Genomic DNA, 23,993 nt, shown 5'->3' with positions numbered 1-23,993 from the left:
CAATGGCTAAAAGAACAAGCAGAAGTTTAAATGCAAATGAGGACAACATACTGAACAAGCTAAAAGAGGTCATTGAATACAACGGGGATATTATCAATGATCCAGAATCGTACGGAAATACCTGGATCACGGCGGTGTCACTAAGATCATTCATTCACAATCAAAAACAGTTCCTACCCGCCTGTTTGGAAGAGCATGAAGTTCTCAATTCCAAACAGGCCTTTTTTGTACGTGTGATTATCAGAACAACTGATCAGAGTGGAACAAACAGATACGTGGATGGTACGAATCTGTTTGTGACGATAGACCAGGATAGTGGAGTTGTAGATATTGCAAAAGAGGATGAAGCACTGTCAGACAACCCTGTATTTCATGGCGGGGAAATTGCAGATGCCTTGCGTTGGGTGAATGAGTTAGCCGATCCTTATTACATCGCGCTAGAAGACCCGTTCCTTACACCGGAGCAGCGCATCCTGTTCATGCAGAGTGCAAAAGAAGATGATCCCTTCTCCTTGTAAATTAATCTTACCAACAAAAAAAACGACAGTACGGGCATGTGAATGTCCATACTTCCGCTATTCTCATGTAGAAATGGAGCGAAAACCATGTCAACGTAACCTTCACGGAAAAAGAAAAACGCGCTCTTGCAACTCTCATCCAAGAGCAGATGGATACACATCTCACACGCTTCCCCTACGCCAGATATCCCGTGTATCCTTTAGAAGAGTAAAAGCATGTCTGTGTGATTCTGCTACTCTTACTCCAATTCTCCTAAAACAAATGTTAGGCTGGACATTCAACAGAGGAACGTTTAGCTGACTGGGGCTATGGTTTCCTACTGTTTCATTTCTTCTACATCTCATGCGCTTATGTCAATACGAAATCGCCGATCACCATCTCATCCAATGTATAAATTTATTATAATCCAAGTTTGTAGACATAATGTCTACAAGTCCAAGTACAATTCGACCCTTAATAATTTCATGTCTACATTTCGTCTACATTTTAACTCCATAAAAAGCAAAAACCCGCTCACTGAGCGGGTTTTTTAAATGGAGGCGAGGGGAGTCGAACCCCTGTCCGAAGATAACGACACATAAGCTTCTACGGGTGTAGTGACAGTTTTGATGTCACCCTAGAGACTCCCCGTCACCGGATTCCCTTCGGGTCAGCCTGATTGTCTTCTTCAGCTCACCGCAGGCGGAGATGAGACAGCGTATTCCACTATTTGTTAGCCCCTATCCCAGTCACATGGACGATGCTGAGTAGAAGCACGCACACAGTTTCTTAGGCTGCGAAAGCGTAGTTGTTTTGTTGTTTGCCGTTTAATAGGCTTTAGCGTTGATGAAGCGGACGCGTCCCCACTACCCGCTACTCATGCTCGAACTATCCCCGTCGAATCCATAAACGCCCCCTCATTATAAAAGGGCTCCACGGATAAATCCGGAAATACCGGAGCATAAGCATGCATGATACTATATCGGAAGCTGAATCCTGAGATTCAACAGTCGAACAAACTCAGAAGTACAAAAATATTAACTTACTACTTCATTAGTATACCATATTACACATCATAACGAAACGGAATGAAGCCATTTAAGCTCTATAAAATAGCACCATTACAGGAACAAGTAACTTATCCACGTAATTTGTACCAAACCTAATAATTCAAGTAACAATGGCGAACTCTAGCTTCAGCCTAATCATATGGTGGCTTCACTTCGTCTTCCGACTCAAGCTACGCTAAGTTATCTCGCAATTTTCTGCTTCTCACGCAGAGCGCGTTGGATATCACGCTGAGCATCACGTTTAGCCGCAGCATCACGTTTGTCGTATTGCTTTTTACCTCTACCAAGTCCAAGCAGCAGCTTGGCATAACCATTGCGAACATAAATCTTTAACGGCACAATCGTGTAGCCTTCCTGTTTGGACAGACCAATAAGCTTACGAATCTGTTCTTTGTGCAGCAGTAGCTTACGTGTACGCGTTGGATCGGTTGGATTGTTACGATTGCCTTGTTCAAAAGGACTAATATGCATGTTATGGATATGAATTTCAGCATTACGAATAGTGGCAAACGCATCACTGATATTAGAGCGGCCATTACGTAAAGACTTAATTTCGGTTCCCGTTAACACCATGCCCGCCTCGTAGGTGTCCTCGATAAAATAGTCATGGGAAGCTTTTTTGTTCTGGGCGAGCACTTTCCCGTCTGCCTTCTTACCCATGAATACCACTCCTTGTTCCTAATGTAATCTATTCCGTAAAAGGAAATCTCCAGCCCTTGAATTCAACAGTTACAAATGAGCAGCTTAGAAATATATTGTAACAAAATTCAGACGGTAAAAGCAAGAAAGGTCAAGTCTTAAAAACGAAGCGGCCTCCGTCCAGAACATCAGACAGAAACCGCCTCTAAACCCAAGCCTCAAATCAGCTTACATTGACTCAAAAGGTCCAACTATCTAACAAGCAAGCCAACGCCACTTACTTCTTCTTTTTCCGGACAAATCCAGCGGTGCTATTACCGCCACCACCACTGCCTTTGCTCTTCCGCTTACGACGTGCAGCGCCGTCACCGCTTGGGCTGGCATCACTGCCTGGTGTAACTGTTCCACCGATAAAAATACCGCTGGCTGACGTCTTCTTCTTACGTTTACCTGCACTTGATGCTGGCGAGTTGTAACCGCCCTTGCCGCTGCCAAAACCGAAACCGCTGGCTGAACCCGCTCCTGCTCCGTTTCCGCCGCTACGGCCTGTGCGACCTGCGGTACTAATACCTCCAGCGCTTGAGCCAGCTTCTTTAGGCTTTCCGGCAGCATCACGACCGCCTTTACGCTCTCTGCCAGCCTTGTCCTTGCCACGCTTACGATCGCGCCCTTCATGGGGCTTTCCTTTACCTCTGCCCTCACCGCCACGCGCAAAGCCAACGCCCGGCTTTGAACCACCCGTGCGCTCACGGCGTTGCCGCTGCTTCATATCGACGAGTTCAAAATCAATCGTGTAATCTTCCATATTGACACGCGCGACGCGAACCTTAACCTCATCTCCGATGCGGAACACCTTGGAGGTACGTTCACCGATCAACGCCATATGCTGCTCGTCAAAATGATAATAGTCGTCCGTAAGCGCACTCAGGCGCGTCAGACCTTCCACCGTATTGTCCAGCTCAATGAACATACCAAAGCTGGTTACGCTGCTGATGATTCCCTCGAATTCCTCGCCGACCTTGTCCAGCATGTATTCAGCCTTTTTCATCTGCTCCGTATCACGCTCTGCATCCACAGCCACACGTTCACGTTCTGAAGATTGCTGCGCAATATCTGGCATCCGTGCAGTCAAATACTCCTGGCGCTCGGCTGTTAAAGCCCCGCCATTTTCCAATACCTCACGAATGACACGGTGAATGACCAAGTCAGGGTAACGGCGAATCGGCGATGTAAAATGAGAATAATACTCCGCAGCCAGTCCAAAATGTCCTGTCGACTCCGCATCATACTTCGCCTGCTTCATCGAACGTAGCATCATGGTGCTAAGCACCGTTTGCTCCTTCGTGCCCTGAATATCTTCCAGCAACGTTTGCAGCGCACGCGGGTGAATAGAATTCCCCCGACCTTTGATCTGATGCCCAAAATTGGCCGCAAAAGCCATAAAGTTTTGCAGCTTCTCCGGGTCCGGGTCCTCATGAATCCGATACAAGAACGGCACTTTGAGCCAGTGAAAATGCTCGGCTACCGTTTCATTGGCTGCCAGCATGAACTCTTCAATGATCTGCTCGGCAATGGTACGCTCTCTTTTAACGATGTCTACGGCCTTGCCTTCATCATTCACAATCACTTTTGCTTCATCAAAATCAAAATCAACCGCGCCCCGGCGCATCCGGTTAGCTCGCAGCTTCAATGCCAGTTCCTTCATCGTACGGAAGTCTTCCACCAGATCCTTGTACCGTTCCATCAGTTCAGCATCTTCCTCTTCGAGGATTTTGCGAACGTTGGTGTACGTCATTCGTTCCTTCGTTTTAATGACACTGGTGAAAACATCATGTTTTACGACCTTCATATGCTCATTGAATTCCATCTCACAGGACAAAGTCAGCCGATCCACCTGCGGATTCAAGGAACAAATCCCGTTCGAAAGCCGATGCGGAAGCATAGGAATAACACGGTCGACCAGATACACACTACAACCGCGGTTATACGCCTCCTGATCCAGCTTGGAACTCTCACGCACATAATACCCTACATCGGCAATATGAACTCCCAGACGGTAGTTACCGTTCGGCAGACGCTCTACATTAACCGCATCATCCAAATCCTTGGCATCCTCGCCATCAATCGTAACAATCGTTTTATCGCGCAGATCGCGCCGCCCCTGACGCACGATTTCTTCTTCCGTAATCGCATCGGGAGCCTTTTCTGCTTCCTCTGTCACTTCATCAGGAAAAGCTTCTGGAAGCTGATGCTTGCGAATGACCGACAGAATATCGACGCCCGGATCATCCTTGTGACCCAGCACCTCCAATACTTCACCTTCCGCCGCAGCTCGTCCTTCCGGATAGCTCACAATGCGCACAACGACCTTTTGACCGTTTACGGCTCCGTTGGAGCTGTCTTTTGGAATAAAAATATCCCGGTTAATGCGCTTATCATCCGGCAAAACAAAACCGTAAGCTTCGTGGCTCTGAAACACCCCTACCACCTGTAGCACTGCGCGCTTCACGATCCGCACAACTTCGCCTTCCAAACGGCCACCCGAAGGTCCCTTCGACGTCACTCTTACCAGTACCGTGTCTCCATTCATTGCACTCTTCAAGTCATTAGCATGAATGTACACATCCGGGTGCTCCCGGTCTTCCGGGATTAGAAAAGCAAATCCCTTGGCATGAGCCTGCAAACGTCCGCGCTGCAAATCCATCCGCTCCGGCACACCATAGCGGTTCGTGCGGGTCAGCAGAATTTTACCATCCTCCTCCAGCGCGTTCAAAAGCTTAAGAAATTCGCGAAAATCCGCTGCGTCCTTAATTTCAAAATGCTGCTCAAGCTCCTGGTAAGTCATCGGTTTGTATGCGGTCTCGCGCATAAAATCAAGTAATTGTTGCTCTGTTATCATAATATCGTCCACCTCGGGTGACCTTTAATTTTCAGTAATAATCCGCATGTTCCTTGCTCCTGATACAAGGCTCTTTATATACTCATACCCTAGTATACACGAATTTAATCGACGGCATCCCTGCCTGTCTAAAATCCAAAAAGCCCCCGTTTCCCGTGAAACGAAGGCTTAAGGTTATTATTTAGCTTATTTTGCAAAAAATGCAACTAAAACAGAAACGATCATAAAGCCCGCACCCAAAACAGCAGTCACGCGCTGCAAAATCAAATCCATACCGCGAGCTTTTGTCTTGCCGAACAGATGCTCAGCACCGCCAGAGATGGCACCGGACAAACCTGCGCTTTTCCCCTTTTGCAGTAAAACAACCGCAATAACAGCAATCGAGAACACAACGAGCAGCACTTTCAAAAAGATTTCCATGAAAAATCCCACCTCCTGAGCTAATACATCCGTTTTGCAAAACAACACAGCCTCTTTTATGAAAACATGATCATACCATGTTATGAATAGCCGGAAATTAACGCAAAACACTATTTTCATTCTACCACAACTTCCAGTAGATAACAACCAGCTATACCGAGCCACTTCATTAAGCCTTACAGAAGAGTATAACCGACATCACATAGGCAAAAACAAAAAAACAGACCTGCTCACGTTAGCGAACAGATCTGTTTTGTAATTACGTAAAGGGCTTCGGGCCTCAGACTCCGTGTTTTTGAATCACAGCAGCCTAAACACCGTCAGCATCTTTGCGTAATATTATTTTTTCAGGTTGTAGAAAGATTTCAGGCCGTGGTATTGAGCCAGTTCACCCAGTTGATCCTCAATGCGGAGCAATTGGTTGTACTTCGCGATACGGTCAGTACGGGAAGGCGCACCTGTTTTAATTTGGCCTGCATTTGTTGCAACAGCGATATCAGCAATGGTGCTGTCTTCGGACTCACCGGAACGGTGAGAGATTACAGCTGTGTATCCTGCACGTTTAGCCAACTCGATAGCGTCGAATGTTTCAGTCAGCGTACCGATTTGGTTTACTTTGATCAGGATGGAGTTACCGATGTTTTCTTCGATACCTTTAGCCAGACGCTCTGTGTTAGTTACGAACAGGTCGTCACCAACCAATTGGATTTTGTTGCCCAGTTTTTCAGTGAGCAATTTCCAACCTTCCCAGTCATCTTCGGAGCAACCATCTTCGATGGTGATGATTGGGTATTTGTCAACCCAAGAAGCAAGCAGGTCAACGAACTCAGCAGAAGTGAAGGATTTACCTTCGCCTTCCAGTGTGTATTTTCCATCTTTGTAGAACTCAGTGGAAGCAACGTCCATACCGAGGAATACGTCAACGCCTGGTTTGTAACCAGCTTTTTCGATCGCTTCGATAATAGTGGATAGAGCTTCTTCATTGGATTTGAAGTTAGGAGCAAAACCGCCTTCATCACCAACAGCTGTGTTCAAACCTTTGGAATTCAGTACGGATTTCAGGTTGTGGAAGATTTCTGCACCAACACGCAAAGCTTCTTTGAAAGTAGGAGCACCTACAGGCAGAACCATGAATTCTTGTACGTCAACGTTGTTGTCGGCATGTGCGCCACCGTTAACAATGTTCATCATTGGTACTGGCAATTGTTTAGCATTGAATCCGCCCAGGTAAGTGTACAGTGGCAGCCCCAGAGCTTCGGCAGCAGCGCGAGCTACAGCCATGGATACAGCCAGAATCGCGTTTGCACCCAATTTACCTTTGTTATGTGTTCCATCAAGTTTGATCATCAATGTGTCAATTTCCACTTGGTTTACAGCATCCAAGCCGATCACTTCAGGAGCGATGATTTCGTTCACGTTTTTAACAGCTTGCAGAACGCCTTTACCCAGGTAACGGGATTTGTCGTTATCACGAAGCTCTACAGCTTCATGAGCGCCAGTAGAGGCACCGGAAGGAACGATGGCACTACCGATAGCACCGGATTCCAGATATACTTCAACTTCAACAGTAGGGTTACCACGGGAGTCGAGGACTTCGCGAGCGTACACGTCAGAAATAATAGTCATTTGTACTTAATCTCCTTTGTCGATCATGATTTGTTGGTCAAGCCTATACTTATTAAATCAAGCTTACTTGCGGGATGCAATCATAGATTTTCCTGTCATTTCCGCAGGCTGCGGAAGCTGCATCAAATCCAGAAGCGTCGGAGCTACGTCAGCCAGTATTCCATGCTCACGCAAAACGATATTTTCATCAGTCAAAATGAACGGAACCGGATTGGTCGTGTGAGCTGTGAACGGACGTCCCTGCTCGTCAATTTCCATATCCGCGTTACCATGGTCAGCGATAATGATAACAACGCCGCCCTTAGCTTTAACTGCGTCTACAACGCGTCCAACCACTTCATCCGTCGTTTCTACTGCCTTGATCGTTGGCTCCAACATACCGGAGTGTCCCACCATATCAGGGTTAGCAAAATTCAGGATGATCGCATCATGCTTGTCTGCTTCGATTTCCTTAACAGCTGCATCCGCAACCTCGTACGCACTCATTTCCGGCTGCAAGTCATATGTAGCCACTTTAGGCGAATTGATCAAAATACGAGTTTCGCCAGGCAGCTCCACATCGCGTCCGCCACTGAAAAAGAAAGTAACGTGCGGATATTTTTCGGTCTCGGCAATACGCAATTGCTTTTTGTTGTTCTGCACCAAAACTTCGCCGAAAGTGTTATCCAGGTTTTTCGGTTCGTAGGCTACGAAGCCTTCAACCGTTTCACTGAACAACGTCAGGCAAACAAAGTGCAGATCTTTAGGCAATTTGGGTCCACGATCAAAGCCACGGAAATCCGCATTCGTGAATACCTGAGACAATTGAATCGCACGGTCAGGACGGAAATTCAGGAAGATAACAGAATCATTGCTTTCGACCAGTCCCACAGGGCTTCCGTCGGCCTTCACAATAACAGTTGGCTCCACAAATTCATCGAATACTGATTTTTCATACGATTCTTTCAATGCTTCCATTGGATCTGTATATTGAGGACCTTCGCCGTACACGATTGCACGGTAAGATTTCTCTACACGTTCCCAACGTTTGTCGCGGTCCATAGCATAATAGCGTCCTTGTACGGTCGCAATTTGGCCAATGCCCACTTCCTGAATTTTAGCGATCAGCTGCTGCATGAAGCCCACGCCGCTGTCAGGCATAACGTCGCGTCCATCCATGAAAGCATGAATGTATACTTCTGTTAATCCTTCTTTTTTCGCCAGGTCCAGCATAGCGAACAGATGGCTGATATGGCTATGCACGCCGCCGTCGGACAGAAGTCCGTACAGGTGAAGTTTGGTGTTGTTCTTTTTGGCGTGCTGAACTGCTTTAACCAATGTTTCGTTATCGAAGAATTCACCTTCGCGAATGGACTTCGAAATACGAGTCAAGTCTTGATATACAATTCGGCCTGCGCCGATGTTCAAATGACCTACTTCGGAGTTACCCATTTGACCTTCCGGCAGACCCACCGCTTCACCAGAAGCTGTCAGCGTTGCATGCGGATACTGTTTTAAATACCGGTCGTAATTCGGTTTGTTAGCCTGTGCAACTGCGTTGCCTTCCACAGTTTCGCGCAGTCCGAATCCGTCCATAATAATTAAGGCTACCGGTTTTGGTACTGTCATCTTACTTCGCCCCCTCAACAAGCGCGATGTAAGACGCTGGTTGAAGACTAGCGCCGCCTACGAGTGCGCCGTCGATGTCGCTTTGGCCCATGTACTCGGCCACATTTTCAGGTTTGACGCTGCCACCATACTGAATCCGTACAGCATTTGCTGTATTTTCATCGTACAGTTCTTTCAGAAGACTGCGGATGTAGGAAATCACTTCATTCGCATCCTGCGAAGTGGATGATTTACCTGTTCCGATTGCCCAGATTGGCTCATAAGCAACAACCACTTGTGCAGCCTGATCTTTAGCCAAACCAGCAAAAGCTGCTACAGTTTGTACTTTTACAACCTCTTTGGTTTGATCGGCTTCACGGTCCTCCAGCTTTTCGCCTACACATACGATCGGAGTCAGGCCGTGGCGGAATGCCGCATGAACCTTTTTGTTCACCGTTTCGTCTGTTTCGTTAAAATATTCACGACGCTCGGAGTGTCCGATCACAACATAGTCTACGCCCAGATCTTTCAGCATCCCGCCGCTGATTTCACCTGTAAATGCGCCGTCTTCTGCAAAGTGCAGGTTTTGTGCGCCGATTTTGATAGATGTGCCTTTTACTGCTTCAACCAGAGCAGGAAGATTCGTAAATGGAGCGCAGATTACGCTTTCCACTCCTGCAACCTCTGCTTTGCCTTTGATCTCTTCGATGAAAGTTTTAGCTTCTGGTACGGTTTTAAACATCTTCCAGTTACCCGCGATAATCGGTGTTCTCAATGGTTTCAACTCCTAACTATTAGGTGCCCTAAAGCATTTATTACGCGCAGTGCGTTGGATTACTTATCGTTGAGTGCAACAACACCCGGAAGTGCTTTGCCTTCCATAAATTCAAGGGATGCACCGCCGCCAGTAGAGATATGATCCATTTTGTCAGCCAGATGGAATTTCTCAGCCGCTGCTGCAGAATCGCCGCCACCAATGATGGTATAAGCTTCTGTTGTTGCGCAAGCTTCCGCTACTTCACGAGTACCGCCAGCGAAAGGTTCGATTTCAAATACACCCATTGGTCCATTCCAAACAACCAATTTGGAGTTTTTGATAACATCTGCATAGATTTTACGAGTTTTCGGTCCGATATCCACGCCTTCCCAATCTGCAGGAATACCGTCGATGTCCACAATGTTAGTGTTCGCTGTAGCGCTGAAATCGTCAGAAATAACGATATCTACTGGAAGATAGAAATTCTTGCCGAGCTTCTTCGCTTTTTCGATAAATCCAAGAGCTACGTCCAGTTTGGATTCATCCAGCAGGGATTGACCCACTTCATGACCTTGAGCTTTAAAAAATGTATAAGCCAAACCGCCGCCAATAATTACGTTATCTGCAATGTTCAGCAGGTTGTCAATCACGTCGATTTTGTCTTTTACTTTGGAACCGCCGATAATGGCTGTAAAAGGACGATCTGGGTTTGAAAGAGCTTTACCAATGACGGACAATTCTTTCTCCATCAGCAAGCCGGAAACAGCCGGAAGAAGATGCGCGATACCTTCTGTGGAAGCATGAGCACGGTGTGCTGCACCAAAAGCGTCATTTACGAAAATGTCAGCCAGCTCAGCAAATTGCTTTGCCAGTTCAGGATCATTTTTCTCTTCTCCTGGATAGAAGCGTACATTTTCAAGCAACAACACGTCGCCGTTTTGCAGTTCAGCCACTTTTGCTTTAACAGCCTCACCAACTGCTTCGTCCACTTTAACAACAGGCTTTTTGAGCAATTCAGACAAACGCACGCCAACAGGAGTCAGACGCATGGATTCAACGACCTGGCCTTTTGGACGTCCAAAATGACTCGCCAAAATAACTTTTGCACCTTTTTCAATCAGGTAGTTAATTGTTGGCAAGGTTTCACGAATACGCTTGTCATCCGTAATTTTACCGTCCTCAACCGGAACGTTAAAATCCACACGAACAAACACCCGTTTTCCATTCAGTTCTATATCACGTACGCTCTTTTTGTTCATCTCCATATTCCTCCGCACCCTTTTAATTTTACGAAACAGGAATTTAAGGCACATTTTGATATATAAAGAGCGGAAACAATAACTGCTGTTTCCGCTCTATGATGTTGCTCGATAAGAAAATTCTTATTTAGCCAATTTAGCGAAGTATTCCAACGTACGGATCAATTGTGCAGTGTAGGACATTTCATTGTCATACCAAGCTACAGTTTTCACCAGTTGTTTGTCGCCAACAGTCAGAACTTTAGTTTGAGTTGCATCAAACAAAGAACCGAAAGTGATACCTTTGATGTCGGAAGAAACGATCTCGTCTTCAGTGTAGCCGTAAGTTTCAGGATCGGAAGCTTCTTTCATCGCAGCGTTGATTTCTTCAACAGTTACGTTTTTCTCCAGAACAGTTACCAGCTCAGTCAGGGAACCAGTTGCTACTGGTACACGTTGAGCCGCGCCATCCAGTTTACCTTTCAGTTCAGGAATTACCAGACCGATGGCTTTAGCAGCACCAGTTGTGTTAGGAATGATGTTTTCAGCTGCAGCGCGAGCACGACGGAAGTCGCCTTTAGCATGCGGAGCATCCAAAGTGTTTTGGTCGCCAGTGTAAGCATGAATTGTAGTCATCAGGCCTTCAACGATACCAAATTTGTCTTGCAGTGTTTTAGCCATAGGAGCCAGGCAGTTCGTTGTGCAAGAAGCACCGGAGATTACAGTTTCAGTACCGTCCAGAATTTCATGGTTTACGTTGTAAACGACAGTTTTCATGTCGCCAGTAGCTGGAGCGGAGATAACAACTTTTTTAGCGCCGCCTTTCAAATGTTTCTCAGCAGCTTCTTTAGTTGTGAAGAAACCTGTGCATTCCAGAACGATATCTACGCCCAGGTCTCCCCAAGGCAGTTCTTCAGGGTTGCGGTTAGCCAAAACTTTAACTTCTTTACCGTTAACTTTGAAGAAGCCATCGTGTACTTCTACTTCTCCTTGGAAAGTACCTTGTGTTGTATCATATTTCAACAGATGTGCCAGCATTTTGGAATCTGTCAAGTCATTGATTGCTACTACTTCAATACCTTCCACGTTTTGAATCCGGCGGAAAGCAAGGCGTCCAATACGTCCGAAACCGTTAATACCAACTTTAACTGTCATGAGTGAGTTCCTCCCAAAGTTCGTTTAGTTTAGTTTATATATTCAAGACAGACCCGAAAGCCCGTCAAGACAACACAATTCATAAATCTATATTAACCTTTTAAATAACGGCTTACAATCTCGACAGCAGCGCCTTCGTCGGTGACAAGAATATCTTCTTGCCCGAAACGCAGCACCGCATGAATAGCAGCTGCCTTGCTCTTGCCCCCAGCTACACCTAGCACCGTCTCCGTACGCCTGATGTCCTCCAAGCGGAGTCCAAGCGTCAGCATTCTATGAACAACGACGCCATCTTCGTTGAAATAATAGCCAAACGATTCGGCAACCGCGCCCTCATTGCTGATCTGGGCAAAAGTTTCGGGGTCAAGCTTGCGTCTGTGGGCCATCGCTATGGCATTGCCTATCCCGTGAATGATAATACGACTCTCTCGAATCAGGCTCAATATATCCTGAATGTTCGTATCCTCAAGCAAGGAGTTGTAAGCATGATTGCTGAGCAAATCCGGTACATGGAGCAGACGGTATTGTGAGCCGACCTTGCGAGCCATTGTGGAAGCAATGGTGTTCGCCTGCATTTCCATGCTTTCTCCCAAACCCCCACGTGCCGGTACGAACCATCCGCCCTTAAGTGGGCCATTAGCAGGTAGTGTCAGTTGGTCCGCCACGTCGGCAATCGTCGTGCCACCTGTTACGGCGACCACATCCTCGTCGTCCATAACACTCAGCAGCGCTTTTGCCCCAGCACGGCCCAGCTCCTGCTTCGTTAAAGGAGAAGCATCCGAATCCCCTGGAACGACAACCACCTTCCTCAAGCCATAGGCTTGACGAATCTGATCCTCCAATTGGGACAGGCCGAACAAGTTGTTCGCAATCGGCTCCAGCTGTTCCAGCAGATCCAGTCCTGCTTTGCTCACCTTCATGCCCACACTCTCAATCTCAATCAGCCCTTGGGCTTTAAGAAGATCGGTTTCAGCGCGCAACACGCGCTCGGTCATGTTCAGTGAAGCCGCCAGCGTTCTGCGTCCAATAACATCGGACAGCATAATCTGATGCAGGATTGTGTACCTTTTTTTCAAAACATCCATGAGGTCGGGCAGAAGCTGCTTCTGTATTTCTAATATCTTTCGCATGCTTTCCACTCCCGCACACTTCTAAGTTCTGTCTCTAATGCTATATCACTGACTGGTCTTAAAACGTCCCGGGTTAACTTTTTAAGTCCCACGTATATCTTACCCAATATTTGCTCCACATGCAAGTCTATCTGAACCTATATTTCTCAACTTTTTATGTGAATATGCGCACGTAATAAAAGCTTGCAATTCAATGCTGTATATCATATAATCATCTTTGTTTCCAATTAGCTGTGCGCCCGTGGTCCAACGGATATGACGTAGGCCTCCGGAGCCTGAGATCGAGGTTCGATTCCTCGCGGGCGCGCCATTTTATATGAATGTTTAAATGCTTCTATATACTGTTTTAACCAATAAGAGCGCAGAGGGCTCTTTTTTTTGACCATAAGTTTGACTTTCTTTGACTTTTTGTTTGAAATTGTTTATCATGTGGTTAATACGGCAACAGTTTATAAATAGGGACGTGTAATCGGCATGTCCACCAAATCCATTAACGATATTAAAGGGAGGTTTTTTGACGTGAGCTATGTTCCTATGGTAGTAGAACAAAGTAACCGCGGCGAACGCGCCTATGACATTTATTCCAGACTGTTGAAGGATCGCATTATTTTGTTGGGCTCGGACGTCAATGACGTTGTAGCCAACTCTATTATTGCGCAAATGCTGTTTTTGGCTGCCGAAGATCCTGAAAAAGACATTCACTTGTATGTTAACAGCCCTGGCGGTTCCATTACAGCTGGTATGGCGATTTTCGATACAATGCAATACATTAAACCTGATGTGTCAACAATTTGTGTAGGTATGGCCGCTTCTATGGGTGCGTTCTTGTTGAACGCAGGTGCCAAGGGCAAACGTTTTGCTTTGCCAAACAGCGAAATTATGATTCATCAGCCGCTGGGTGGTGCACAAGGTCAGGCAACGGATATTGAAATCCGCGCCCGCCGCATTCTGAAAATGCGCGACAAATTGAACCGCATTCTCGCAGATCGCACTGGCCAACCACTGGAGCGCATTGAAAAAGACACAGACCGTGACTATTTCATGTCCGCAGATGATGCCAAGGAATACGGTATTATTGATAAAGTGCTAACTAGCTCCTCTACAGAAGGTGTATAAGAGAACGAATTATTGCCTCTGAATAGCTGGTCAACGAAAAAAGCTGCCCCGGATGTTCGTATCCGATAGGCAGCTTTTTCGTTTACTATTCTTTCTGTCCTGCAAAAGGCTTGCTGCCTTGAGGCAACAATTGACCAAACGAATAAGTGAACTCAGGAATACCGTACGCATAAGGTCCATATTCATACAAATCAAATACAATCGTCACACCGCTATTCGTTACATAAAAATTCGGATTAGCCGCAATGTCCTTGAAGCCACCAAAGCCGCCTTCATTCACCATTGAACCATTAATTTTTTTCTTCAGGTCGCTATTAAGAAACTGTTTGTAATTAGGATTGGCCTTCAGCACGTCAGACAATTGCAGCAATTTTCCATCAGCGAGTGAGAACGTATATCCTTTACGGGCCGTCATACCATGAGCACCCGCCGTATCGAAGTAATCCTGCATAATCACACTCAAAATACCGTCTTTGTTATAGGAAACGGCAAAATCATTAGCAAAGGCATACGGTCTTTCAACTGTAGGCTCACCCTCAGCCACTTGCTTTTTGCCTGCTGCCAGTATTTCCTCCCCTCGTTTTTTAAGTACACCGTTAATGGCCTGCTGAGCTTCAGGATTAAGCTGGCTACCACTGATTTGCGGATACTTAACCTTGTAGGACACCTTTGCATCACTCGAAGCCGGAAGAGATTGGGACGTAATCGTAATCGGATTTAGCTGGCTTTTACTCAATGTTACGGTTTTCTGAGCTGCATTCCACTGAGCATCGATGCCCAAATAATCTTTCAGTAGTCTCATAGGAATGTACAGCTTCCCGGCGATCTGTTTGCCATCCATGTTGCGTGTGCTTATTCCATTGACATTGACATAGGGACCATCGGAGGAAGAGGACATGATGTAAAGCTTATTGTACCCGCTGCCTACGGTATAGGTCGCTGTTTTGGTATCATAGCTCACCGGAATTCCTAAGCTGTCGCGCAGTGCTGCTACTGGAATGAGTGTGCTTCCGTTTACCTGGACTCCTTTGGTCGCCAATGTTTTACCGTTCCATTGGATGGAGATTCCCGGTTGCTGTGATGTAGCTAGCTGTTTGGTCGATGCTGCCTCAATATAGGAAACAGGAAAAACTGCGACTCCTACTAAAATTCCCGCTGCCAGCAGTGCGGAGCCCCATTTTTTTGTATGCTTGTTCATATTAAATTTTCCTCCTGTTATAGATGTGTATATCCTATGTGTATTGATTACTTTACTTATTATATCTATCCCCCTATGTTCGTAGTTTACAATCTGTACACTCTCCGATCTCAATCTGTACATCTAGTAGGCGCCAGCTGTTACAGACTCATTACAAAATAGTTTCGACATATAAAAAAAGCCAGCAAGCCATCCTGCAAATAAAGCAGGGCGCTTGTGGCTTCGTTATAATCTCTACGCTAGTTCAATTCGTATTGTGCCGACACTTGGACTTTCACACTCACTTGACCGGATTGTATCTCTGTTCCACCACTGGTGTCCAAAAGTGCCTTGCTCATAGCAGCCTCACGTTGTGTGAAGATTTGGGCATCTCCCCCATCTACCGTTACGTTCAAGAGAGTTCCAAGCCCACGTTTGGTTGCCTTGGCTACAGCATTGGCTTTAGATTGAGCATTTCCCAACGCCTTAGCAATCGCTTCTTCCTCATAAGCTGAAGAGTTTTCTACCGAAAAACGCACATTATCCACGTTGTTCGCTCCAGACTGTGTAGCCTCATCCAGTAACTGACCGATTTTATCCAAATCACGGTACTTGACGGAAAGCGTATGGTTGGCAATGTAGCCTTTGAGCTTCTGTCCTTGTTTTTCGTCATAGGTATAGTTAGGCTGCACGTAGAACTGGCTCGTCTGAATGTCGTCTGCACTGATGCTCCACTTTTCTTTCAGCAGTTGTGTGACCTTACTTATTTTAGCTGCGTTGGCTTTTTGGGCAGCGGCTGCTGTATTTCCTTCAGATTGTACGCCGATGGATAGATAGGCAATATCGGGCTTAACCAATACTTCCCCGCTGCCACTCACATTAATTACACTGCTTACCGTCGTAGATGCTGACGCGGCATAGGCGCGATCTGCTCCTGTCCATAATCCCCCTGCTACTACTCCTGCCAATAATGCTCCTGCCAGAACTGCTGTATTTGCAGCTTTTGTCCAATGTTTCATCTTAATCGTCCTCTTTTCTTGATGATGTGTGTACCTTCCAGACGGAAACAAAGGGAAAAGGTTGCAGTTAGGTGACACATTTTCGAAATAGAGTACCATCACAGAATGTAAATTACTTGTAGCTTGGGCTAAACACTGCGCAGGTATTCAAAAAGACCACATTGGAGCAGCCCGACGGGGGATTGCCCACTCTGTTTTTTCGGGTACAAAAAAAGCCCCAAAGGGGCTTTTCACTAAGAGCGTATACCATATCACAAAGCAGATGTTTGTTTATTGATTTTCCAGCTCTACCTTACTAACCAGACTTACTAAAGCGTTTACAGCCTGCTCGGCGTCCGCACCTTCAGCACTAATGTAAATTTCAGTACCTGTACTGATGGCAAGGCTCATAATACCCATGATACTCTTGGCATTAACCTTTTTGTCTTCTTTTTCCACAAAAATCTCAGATGAATATTTATTCGCTTCCTGTACGAACAACGCAGCAGGTCTGGCGTGCAGTCCTGTTTTCAAGCGTACGACTACCGGATGTTTTGACATGTCAGCTTACCCCCTCATCAAATAAATCTGGACACTACTTACTCCATTTTATTTATCACATTATAACATTAACCTGGGACAGACACTAGAAAAAAAACTAAAAAAACCGGGGCTGAAGCCCCACAGGCACTCCTTTTAAGGAATCAGGCCGTTTTCTCCCCTGATTTTGTCAGCCATCTCGTCAATTTTGCGAAGTCGATGATTTACACCCGATTTACTCACGACCCCTTTGAGCATTTCCCCGACTTCTTTCAAATTCAAATCAGGATGAGCGAGACGTATTTCTGCCACCTCGCGCAACTTATCTGGCAGCGTATCCAGGCCGACTTCCCTCTCCAGCAGCTTGATATTCTCAATTTGCCGGACAGCAGCTCCAATCGTCTTGTTCAGATTAGCCGTTTCACAATTAACAATCCGGTTCACGGAATTGCGCATATCACGCATGATGCGGACATCCTCAAATTTGAACAAAGCCTGATGCGCCCCAATGATGCTGAGTAGCTCAATGATCTTTTCGCCTTCCTTGATGTAGAGAATAAAGCCTTTTTTTCGCTCAATGCAGCGGGCATTCAGATGAAACTCATTCGCCAGATCGACCAGCGCCTGGCAATGCTCCTCATACATCGAGGAAATCTCCAGATGGTAAGACGATCCCTCCGGATTGTTGACAGAACCACCTGCCATAAAAGCGCCACGCAAATAAGCCCGCTTACAACAGTTTTTCCGAATGATATCCCGATTAATCCCGTCCGTGAACAAGAACCCTTCTGATACGATGTAAAGATCCTTCAACAGCTCTTGTACACCACTTGGAATGCGGACAATGTACACGTTATTTTTTTTCAGGCGCATCTTTTTTCTTACAAGCAGCTCGATATGAACTTGAAAATGCTTTTTGATCAAGGAGTAAATCCGCCTTGCAATCGCGGCATTTTCTGTGGACACATCCAATATCACCCTTTTATTGGACAGTTGTACGGACCCGAGCATACGTATGAGCGCAGATAGTTCTGCTTTTTCACAGCAGGGCTGGCTTTCGATCATCGTAAGCTCTTTTTTTGTTTGTGCCGCAAAGGACAAGGGACTCACCTCCTTCTTAATATCCAGTTTTGTACCAGTTGGTAAATGTGCTGGCTCAGTTTGTCGGCATCGTGCCGTAAATAGGTGCGGAACAGAACAAGCGTATCTGCCACCACTTTGTATCCTCGGTCAGTCAGTTCTCCCATGTCTATTTGAACTGGCTTGGCTCCCTGCTCGGCATACATTTCCTGTACTTGGGGCGGAATTTCTCCATTATTGACGATTACATAATCAAACAAATGATGCCCTATATGCTCATAAATAGCCTGCAAGTGATCTCCCACAGTATATCCATCCGTTTCGCCCGGCTGAGTCATAACGTTGCAGACGAATATTTTGATAGCGTCTGATTTCACCACAGCCTCTGCAAGCTTCGGTACGAGCAGATTAGGCAAAATGCTGGTGTACAGACTGCCAGGACCAATCAGGATTGCATCGGCCTCATTAATGGCCTCCACAGCCTCAGGCAACGGCTCCACGTGAGTCGGTTCAAGAAAAACACGTTTGATTCTGCCGCCCGCTTCCGGGATTTTGGATTCACCAGTAACCACCGTGCCATCCTCCATTTCGGCACTCAGCACAACGCCTTCTTCAGCCGCCGGCAGCACACGCCCCCGTACAGCAAATACACGGCTAAGCTCACGCACCGCCGTCACAAAATCTCCCGATATATCGGTCATCGCCGCCAAAATCAGGTTGCCCAAACTATGGCCTGCCAAGCCTGATCCTGCGCCGAAACGATATTTCAGCATATCGGACATCACCGGCTCTACATCAGCCAGTGCAGTCAGTACATTTCGAATATCCCCCGGAGGGGGCATTTGCAGCTCACTGCGCAATATCCCGGAGCTTCCGCCATCGTCAGCGACTGTAACAATAGCCGTAATATCCAGTGGCTTTTGTTTCAACCCCCGCAGCATGACGGACAAGCCGGTTCCGCCACCCATAACAACAATACGAGGGCGCTCCCGTTGTGATCCGGTCTCGTTCATGTTTTCACCTCATTAATGCCGGTCGCGTTCAGCATCCCGATGTGAAACAGAAACTGATTCTGTTTCACTGGCACCCAGCATTTTTCCTAAATATTCAGATATCGCGACAGAACGATGCTTACCGCCGGTACAGCCGATACCGATAATGACCTGGCTCTTGCCTTCCTTGCGGTATTGCGGAATCAAAAAATGTAACATATCCAGCAGCTTGGTCAGAAATGCCTGAGTCTCAGGCCATTTCATAACATAATCATACACATCACTATCCTGTCCGGTATGTGGCCGCAATTGGTCCACATAGTGAGGATTGGGCAGGAAACGCACGTCGAATATAAGATCGGCATCAATGGGAATACCATATTTGAAGCCGAACGAGGTAATGTTTACGGAAAGCATGCTGCTCTCCAGATGAGAAAATCGGGAAATAATTCGCGCCTTTAAGGTTGCAGGCTTCATCACACTTGTATCAATGACCTGTGTTGCTGAGTTTTTCAGTTCCTCCAGCATTTTGCGCTCCAGTCGTATTCCGTCCAGAGGCATACCATCCGGAGCAAGCGGGTGGCGGCGACGGCTTTCCTTGTATCGCTGTACGAGAACACCGTCATTGGCATTCAGGAATAAAATTTCACAATGAATTGTAAAATGATCCTTAATATAGTTTAATGATTCCGACAAAGCCGTAAAAAATTCTCGTCCACGCAAGTCAATCACCAGCGCCACTTTGCCTATCTTACCGTTGGACTGCTCGATTAATTCAGCAAACTTGGGAATCAGCACAGGCGGTAAATTATCAACGCAGAAGAAGCCCAGATCTTCCAGGCTTTGCACTGCAATGGTCTTCCCTGCGCCTGACATTCCCGTAATAATAATGAGTGTTGCCCACGGCGCAGCGTTTTTTAGGTTGTCTGTCATATGGACTTCCCTCTCCTTTTGCTTCATCACTCTATGTCAGTAACCTATGGATCAGGAGCGCAGTAGCAAACCGGCTGCCCCTACGATACCTGCGTCATTGCCAAGCACTGCCGGAACAATAGATACCCCTTGCTGGAGCGGCTCAGGTGCCAGTTGGGCATATACCAGACGCATCTCTTCGAACAAGAAATCACCCGCTTTGGAAACACCACCGCCTACAATAAACAGCTCCGGGTTTAGCACGGTGGCAACCGCTGCCATAGATTTCCCTAAATAAAAGGCAGCCCGCTTCACGATACGCAGCGCGACCTCATCCCCGGCCTTGGCTGCATCAAATACTTCCTTGGCAGCGATTTGATCTTCCAGCGCCAGGGAAGTCCGATCTCCACGTTCCACAGCGTCATTTGCCATGCGGATAATGCCCGTTGCGGAAGATACGGTTTCCAGACAACCCATTTGGCCACATCCACACTGAATGGCTTCCAGATCCGGTACGACGCTCATATGACCAATTTCTCCAGCCATGCCTGAAAAACCTTGATATATTTTACCATTAATAATAATACCACCACCAACACCCGTACCCAGGGTATAGCATACGCAGTTTTCTATGCCTTTGCCCGCCCCGGCCCAAGCTTCGCCAAGTGCAGCGACGTTAGCATCGTTGTCTATTTTCACAGGCTTGCCAATCCGTTCCTCCAACAGCGCACGAATCGGTACGTCACGAAAGCCAATATTGGGGGCGAGGACTATAATACCTTCGCGAACATTCGTAAAACCAGCAACGCCCGCTCCGACACCCTTCAGTTGATCCCATTCATAGGGAGATTGCTCAACAATGTGCCGCACATATTTTTCGATATTGCTGATCACAACGTCTACGCCCTTAGTTGTTTCCGTTGGTCCTTCGTATGTGTGCAAAAGCTGCCCGTCTTCATTACAAATGCCTACCTTGATTGCTGTACCGCCCAAATCGACACCCACATAGATACTTTCTGACATGTTCCAAGCCACCTTTATGTTTACTTAAAAACTGTGTATGAAATATATGATTAAAATCTTGACTTATAATAGTTACCTACGTTCCAACTATAATTGAAGCCCCCGTTACGGTCAAGGACACTTCCCTGTTGGAAAGCGCAGGATTAGCAGAACTTCAGGTCTCATCATCCATAAAAAGGAGAAAGCCTGTGCAGATGCAGCAGGCTTCCTCTTCCTGAATCTAAGGCACGGCTTAACTGGGCCTAACCATCGCCCTCACCTTAGCATAATTGTATCCTGTAGCTTTCTTTATTGATCCAGTGTTTCGCTCCAGTCATGAACAGAGCTGCCTTCGAGATATTTCTCGCAATCCATAGCCGCCATGCAGCCCGTTCCCGCAGCCGTAATGGCTTGACGATAACGGTTATCCTGCACGTCCCCGCAGGCAAATACCCCGGGAATGTTCGTTTCTGTCGTTCCTGGTTTCACTTGAATATAGCCATGATCGTCTGTGCTGATTTGACCATTCAGGAAGCCCGTATTAGGCGTATGTCCGATTGCCACGAACACACCATCTGCCTCGATCAGCTCATCCTGATTCGTCTCATTATTGTGTACCTTCAAGCCCTTTAATCCCGTCTCTCCCGTTACGACCTCCACAGGAGTCCGGTTTAACGACCAATGTACTTTTTCATTTTCCCGTGCGCGATCCTGCATAATTTTAGACGCCCGCAGCTCATCGCGACGGTGAACCAAGGTTACGCTGGAAGCAAACCGGGTCAGGAAGCTCGCCTCCTCCATGGCTGAATCGCCGCCACCCACTACAATGATTTTTTTCCCACGGAAAAAGAAGCCGTCGCAGGTCGCGCAAGTACTGACTCCGCGTCCCACATTGTCCTGCTCACCCGGAATACCAAGATATCTGGCGGACGCTCCTGTAGCAATAATTACCGACTCCGCCTCAATGATGCCTTTTCCCTCTACCTTCACTTTAAAAGGGCGCTTGCTGAAATCCACTTCCTCTACCCAGCCGGAAGTAAATTCAGCGCCAAAGCGTTCGGCCTGCTTGCGCATGTTATCCATCAACTCAGGTCCGAGGATGCCTTGCTCAAAACCCGGAAAATTTTCAATTTCAGTCGTTGTGGTAAGCTGCCCGCCGGGCTGCATTCCCTCAATGATCAGTGGATTCATGTTCGCGCGCGCCAAATAAATAGCTGCTGTGTAGCCTGCAGGACCTGTACCAATAATTATGGATTTATACATACGTTTGTTGCCTCCTTCTAAGTGGTGTTTGTAGCAGGTCTCAGACCTGCTTTTTAAACGTGGAGAGCGGCTGTTTCATCTTCTGCTTGATACCGCACACGCTGTCAATCTGGCGTGCATAGCGGCTTACGGTCGATACGGAAATACCATAACGGTCAGCTACCTCCTGATAGGTCACCGAATGATGATTCATTTTGGCTGTCAAGTATTCCAGCGCCGCTGCCCATCCCTCAGTATGCTGAACAATCGGCACTTCCGGGGCAAGCCGATCCAGATATTCCAGCCAAAGCGACCTCAAGTCGCGCTGCATGACTGGATCGGACGGCTTGCTCATAACGGCAAGTACCTTATCCAACACTGCCTGCCATTCCGGATGGACAGTTGAATGGGCAGACACCTCATCTTCGGATACGTGGTGAGCCTTCTCTGACTCTGGTCGCAGAAGTCGCTCCGTTTCCTGATTTGTCTCCTGTATGTCCTTAACTGGCGGCTCCGTCAACTCTTGCAGTACCTGCAAGGCGCGCCGTTTCAACTCGCCTTCCTGATCCGGGTCTTCTACGAAGGATTCCAATGCCTGCCGCACCTCATCGTCACCGATCAGGCTTAGCGCCTGAATGACTTGAAGCTGGGTCGCTCGATCGCCGTGGCGTAACGCCCAGAAGAAGGAAGACCGGATTAGCGGGTCCCGCTTCATACTGTCAGGCACCTGGTCAGCTCCGAACTTCTCCCACATGCGGAATTGTTCTTCAAAGGGGAGATGGTAATGGTAGCTGAGCACTTGCAGCGGTGTACCCTCCTGCTGGAGTTCCTCCAGCCGGGACAGGAAGAACCGCGGAACTTCCGAGGAATCATCCTGCTTTTGCAGATGACCCCACAACCGCCGGGCTTCCGTATATCTTCCCGTATTGCTGGCAGCCACCGCCGTATAATGGTACAGGGAGGGGTCGTCATTATTCTCCCCGTCACCTTGGAGCAACCTGCGAAAATGTCTGTAGGCCTCCTCATGACGTCCGAGAATCCCCATCGTAGTAGCCAGCTTGAATACCTGCTCCTCCTGAAATGGTATGGTAACCGTCAACGTTTGAATCAGACGATCCAATTCCGGGCCGCCGCCCTCATGCTGATAAAAGATCGCCAGGTTGCACAGCGCATGCAAATTACCCGGTTCATCCTCCAGCACTCGAAGAATGGTAGTCTTCGCATTTTGAAATAGTCCCATGTAGTAATACGCCAGCGCCAGATTGTTCCGCGCAGCGAACATGTCCGGCTGTTCCTCTGAAATTTGCTTAAGCAATTGGGCCGCCTGAGCAAACTTCCCTTCCTCCAGCAAGACACGGGCCTGATCATGCTCGACCACTCCCTGCCGGGCCTTAATGCGGTTCAGCTTGGTTGGACGGTCCAGCTCATAATAAAGCAGCTCCATCATTTCCTCGGCTTCATCGAGAAACTGTCCTTCTTCGTCCTCCTCCAAATACGTGACCAAGGCTTTCTCCGCTTCTTCAAACTGCTCCATATTGGCGTAATTATTCGCCATATAGAAGTAACACTCTGTCATCGACGGATCTACATCGCTTAGAACAGAGGACAGGATCTCATTTGAACCTGCATAATCCCCCATCTCTGATAATATACCCGCCATATTGCAATGATTCACCGAATTATCCGGTTCATATTCAACGGCTTTGCGAAAATATTTCAATGCCTTGTCATAATGATTGCGATCAAGCGAGCGCACAGCTTTCTCAAAAAAGAAAGATGCGTCGAAACGCAAAACAATAATTTTAGGGCTAGGTCCCGAAGCTCGCAGATGTTTCCCTTTCATAAATAACAAAGGCACCTCCTTTAACTGTAACTGGCATGTTCATACCCTTCAGTATACCACAACTTTAAAAAG

Annotated in this window: 20 protein-coding genes, 1 tRNA gene and 1 other RNA gene; 3 read left to right on the top strand and 19 right to left on the bottom strand. The window is 47.1% G+C overall.

The annotated features are described in order from the left end of the window. Nucleotides 1-2: 2 nt before the first annotated feature. On the top strand, nt 3-518 hold the full coding sequence (locus HPL003_RS08345) for a hypothetical protein (RefSeq protein ID WP_014279184.1): 516 nt from the start codon (nt 3-5) through the stop codon (nt 516-518). Nucleotides 519-1,050: 532 nt separating this feature from the next. Here HPL003_RS08345 and ssrA read toward each other — a convergent pair. From ssrA to HPL003_RS08300, 10 genes are all read right to left on the bottom strand, one after another. Beyond that, nucleotides 1,051-1,415: a transfer-messenger RNA gene (gene ssrA, locus HPL003_RS27390) on the bottom strand. Between the two features lie 333 nt (nt 1,416-1,748). Next, nucleotides 1,749-2,228, bottom strand: coding sequence for an SsrA-binding protein SmpB (gene smpB / locus HPL003_RS08340; protein ID WP_014279183.1), 480 nt, complete (start codon nt 2,226-2,228; stop codon nt 1,749-1,751). 256 nt (nt 2,229-2,484) lie between these two features. After that, nucleotides 2,485-5,106 (bottom strand): ribonuclease R, encoded by a 2,622-nt coding sequence (rnr, locus tag HPL003_RS08335; protein ID WP_014279182.1) that lies wholly within the window; start codon nt 5,104-5,106, stop codon nt 2,485-2,487. A 186-nt stretch (nt 5,107-5,292) separates the two neighbouring features. Beyond that, nucleotides 5,293-5,526: a preprotein translocase subunit SecG gene (gene secG / locus HPL003_RS08330; RefSeq protein WP_043922593.1), complete on the bottom strand. Its 234-nt coding sequence runs from the start codon at nt 5,524-5,526 to the stop codon at nt 5,293-5,295. A gap of 339 nt (nt 5,527-5,865) precedes the next feature. Beyond that, on the bottom strand, nt 5,866-7,152 hold the full coding sequence (gene eno / locus HPL003_RS08325; protein ID WP_014279180.1) for a phosphopyruvate hydratase: 1,287 nt from the start codon (nt 7,150-7,152) through the stop codon (nt 5,866-5,868). 63 nt (nt 7,153-7,215) lie between these two features. Continuing rightward, complete coding sequence (gene gpmI / locus HPL003_RS08320) at nt 7,216-8,760, bottom strand: 2,3-bisphosphoglycerate-independent phosphoglycerate mutase (RefSeq protein WP_014279179.1); 1,545 nt, start codon at nt 8,758-8,760, stop codon at nt 7,216-7,218. Nucleotide 8,761: 1 nt separating this feature from the next. After that, a complete protein-coding gene (gene tpiA / locus HPL003_RS08315; RefSeq protein ID WP_014279178.1) occupies nt 8,762-9,514 on the bottom strand; it encodes a triose-phosphate isomerase in 753 nt (250 codons plus the stop codon). 59 nt (nt 9,515-9,573) lie between these two features. Continuing rightward, on the bottom strand, nt 9,574-10,755 hold the full coding sequence (locus tag HPL003_RS08310) for a phosphoglycerate kinase (protein ID WP_014279177.1): 1,182 nt from the start codon (nt 10,753-10,755) through the stop codon (nt 9,574-9,576). A gap of 123 nt (nt 10,756-10,878) precedes the next feature. Further along, on the bottom strand, nt 10,879-11,889 hold the full coding sequence (gap, locus tag HPL003_RS08305; protein WP_014279176.1) for a type I glyceraldehyde-3-phosphate dehydrogenase: 1,011 nt from the start codon (nt 11,887-11,889) through the stop codon (nt 10,879-10,881). A 92-nt stretch (nt 11,890-11,981) separates the two neighbouring features. Next, entirely contained in the window at nt 11,982-13,019 is a 1,038-nt protein-coding gene (locus tag HPL003_RS08300; RefSeq protein ID WP_014279175.1) for a sugar-binding transcriptional regulator, read from the bottom strand. A gap of 235 nt (nt 13,020-13,254) precedes the next feature. Between HPL003_RS08300 and HPL003_RS08295 the strand changes: the two genes are divergently transcribed. Then, nucleotides 13,255-13,329, top strand: a tRNA-Arg gene (locus HPL003_RS08295). A 209-nt stretch (nt 13,330-13,538) separates the two neighbouring features. Beyond that, entirely contained in the window at nt 13,539-14,135 is a 597-nt protein-coding gene (clpP, locus tag HPL003_RS08290) for an ATP-dependent Clp endopeptidase proteolytic subunit ClpP (protein WP_014279174.1), read from the top strand. An 85-nt stretch (nt 14,136-14,220) separates the two neighbouring features. Here the strand turns inward: clpP and HPL003_RS08285 are convergent, their stop codons facing one another. The 9 genes from HPL003_RS08285 to HPL003_RS08245 all read right to left on the bottom strand — a co-directional run bounded on the left by HPL003_RS08285 (nt 14,221) and on the right by HPL003_RS08245 (nt 23,921). Further along, the gene (locus tag HPL003_RS08285) at nt 14,221-15,333 is read right to left on the bottom strand and encodes a stalk domain-containing protein (protein WP_014279173.1); all 1,113 of its coding nucleotides are present in this window, start codon (nt 15,331-15,333) and stop codon (nt 14,221-14,223) included. 239 nt (nt 15,334-15,572) lie between these two features. Further along, complete coding sequence (locus tag HPL003_RS08280) at nt 15,573-16,331, bottom strand: SIMPL domain-containing protein (RefSeq protein ID WP_014279172.1); 759 nt, start codon at nt 16,329-16,331, stop codon at nt 15,573-15,575. Nucleotides 16,332-16,601: 270 nt separating this feature from the next. Beyond that, nucleotides 16,602-16,871 (bottom strand): HPr family phosphocarrier protein, encoded by a 270-nt coding sequence (locus tag HPL003_RS08275; RefSeq protein ID WP_007428150.1) that lies wholly within the window; start codon nt 16,869-16,871, stop codon nt 16,602-16,604. A 135-nt stretch (nt 16,872-17,006) separates the two neighbouring features. After that, nucleotides 17,007-17,951, bottom strand: a complete 945-nt coding sequence (gene whiA / locus HPL003_RS08270; protein ID WP_014279171.1) for a DNA-binding protein WhiA — start codon at nt 17,949-17,951, stop codon at nt 17,007-17,009. A gap of 5 nt (nt 17,952-17,956) precedes the next feature. Then, nucleotides 17,957-18,943, bottom strand: coding sequence for a gluconeogenesis factor YvcK family protein (locus HPL003_RS08265; RefSeq protein ID WP_014279170.1), 987 nt, complete (start codon nt 18,941-18,943; stop codon nt 17,957-17,959). Nucleotides 18,944-18,955: 12 nt separating this feature from the next. Further along, the gene (gene rapZ, locus HPL003_RS08260) at nt 18,956-19,855 is read right to left on the bottom strand and encodes an RNase adapter RapZ (RefSeq protein ID WP_014279169.1); all 900 of its coding nucleotides are present in this window, start codon (nt 19,853-19,855) and stop codon (nt 18,956-18,958) included. Nucleotides 19,856-19,906: 51 nt separating this feature from the next. After that, nucleotides 19,907-20,857, bottom strand: a complete 951-nt coding sequence (locus HPL003_RS08255; protein WP_014279168.1) for an ROK family glucokinase — start codon at nt 20,855-20,857, stop codon at nt 19,907-19,909. 288 nt (nt 20,858-21,145) lie between these two features. After that, nucleotides 21,146-22,099 (bottom strand): thioredoxin-disulfide reductase, encoded by a 954-nt coding sequence (gene trxB, locus HPL003_RS08250; RefSeq protein ID WP_014279167.1) that lies wholly within the window; start codon nt 22,097-22,099, stop codon nt 21,146-21,148. A gap of 40 nt (nt 22,100-22,139) precedes the next feature. Next, entirely contained in the window at nt 22,140-23,921 is a 1,782-nt protein-coding gene (locus HPL003_RS08245) for a tetratricopeptide repeat protein (RefSeq protein ID WP_014279166.1), read from the bottom strand. Nucleotides 23,922-23,993 lie beyond the last annotated feature (72 nt).

The organism is Paenibacillus terrae HPL-003, from assembly GCF_000235585.1.
Taxonomy (GTDB): Bacteria; Bacillota; Bacilli; order Paenibacillales; family Paenibacillaceae; genus Paenibacillus; species Paenibacillus terrae_B.
Note: the sequence above shows the minus strand (reverse complement) of the source record. Positions and strands in the feature narration are given on the sequence as shown.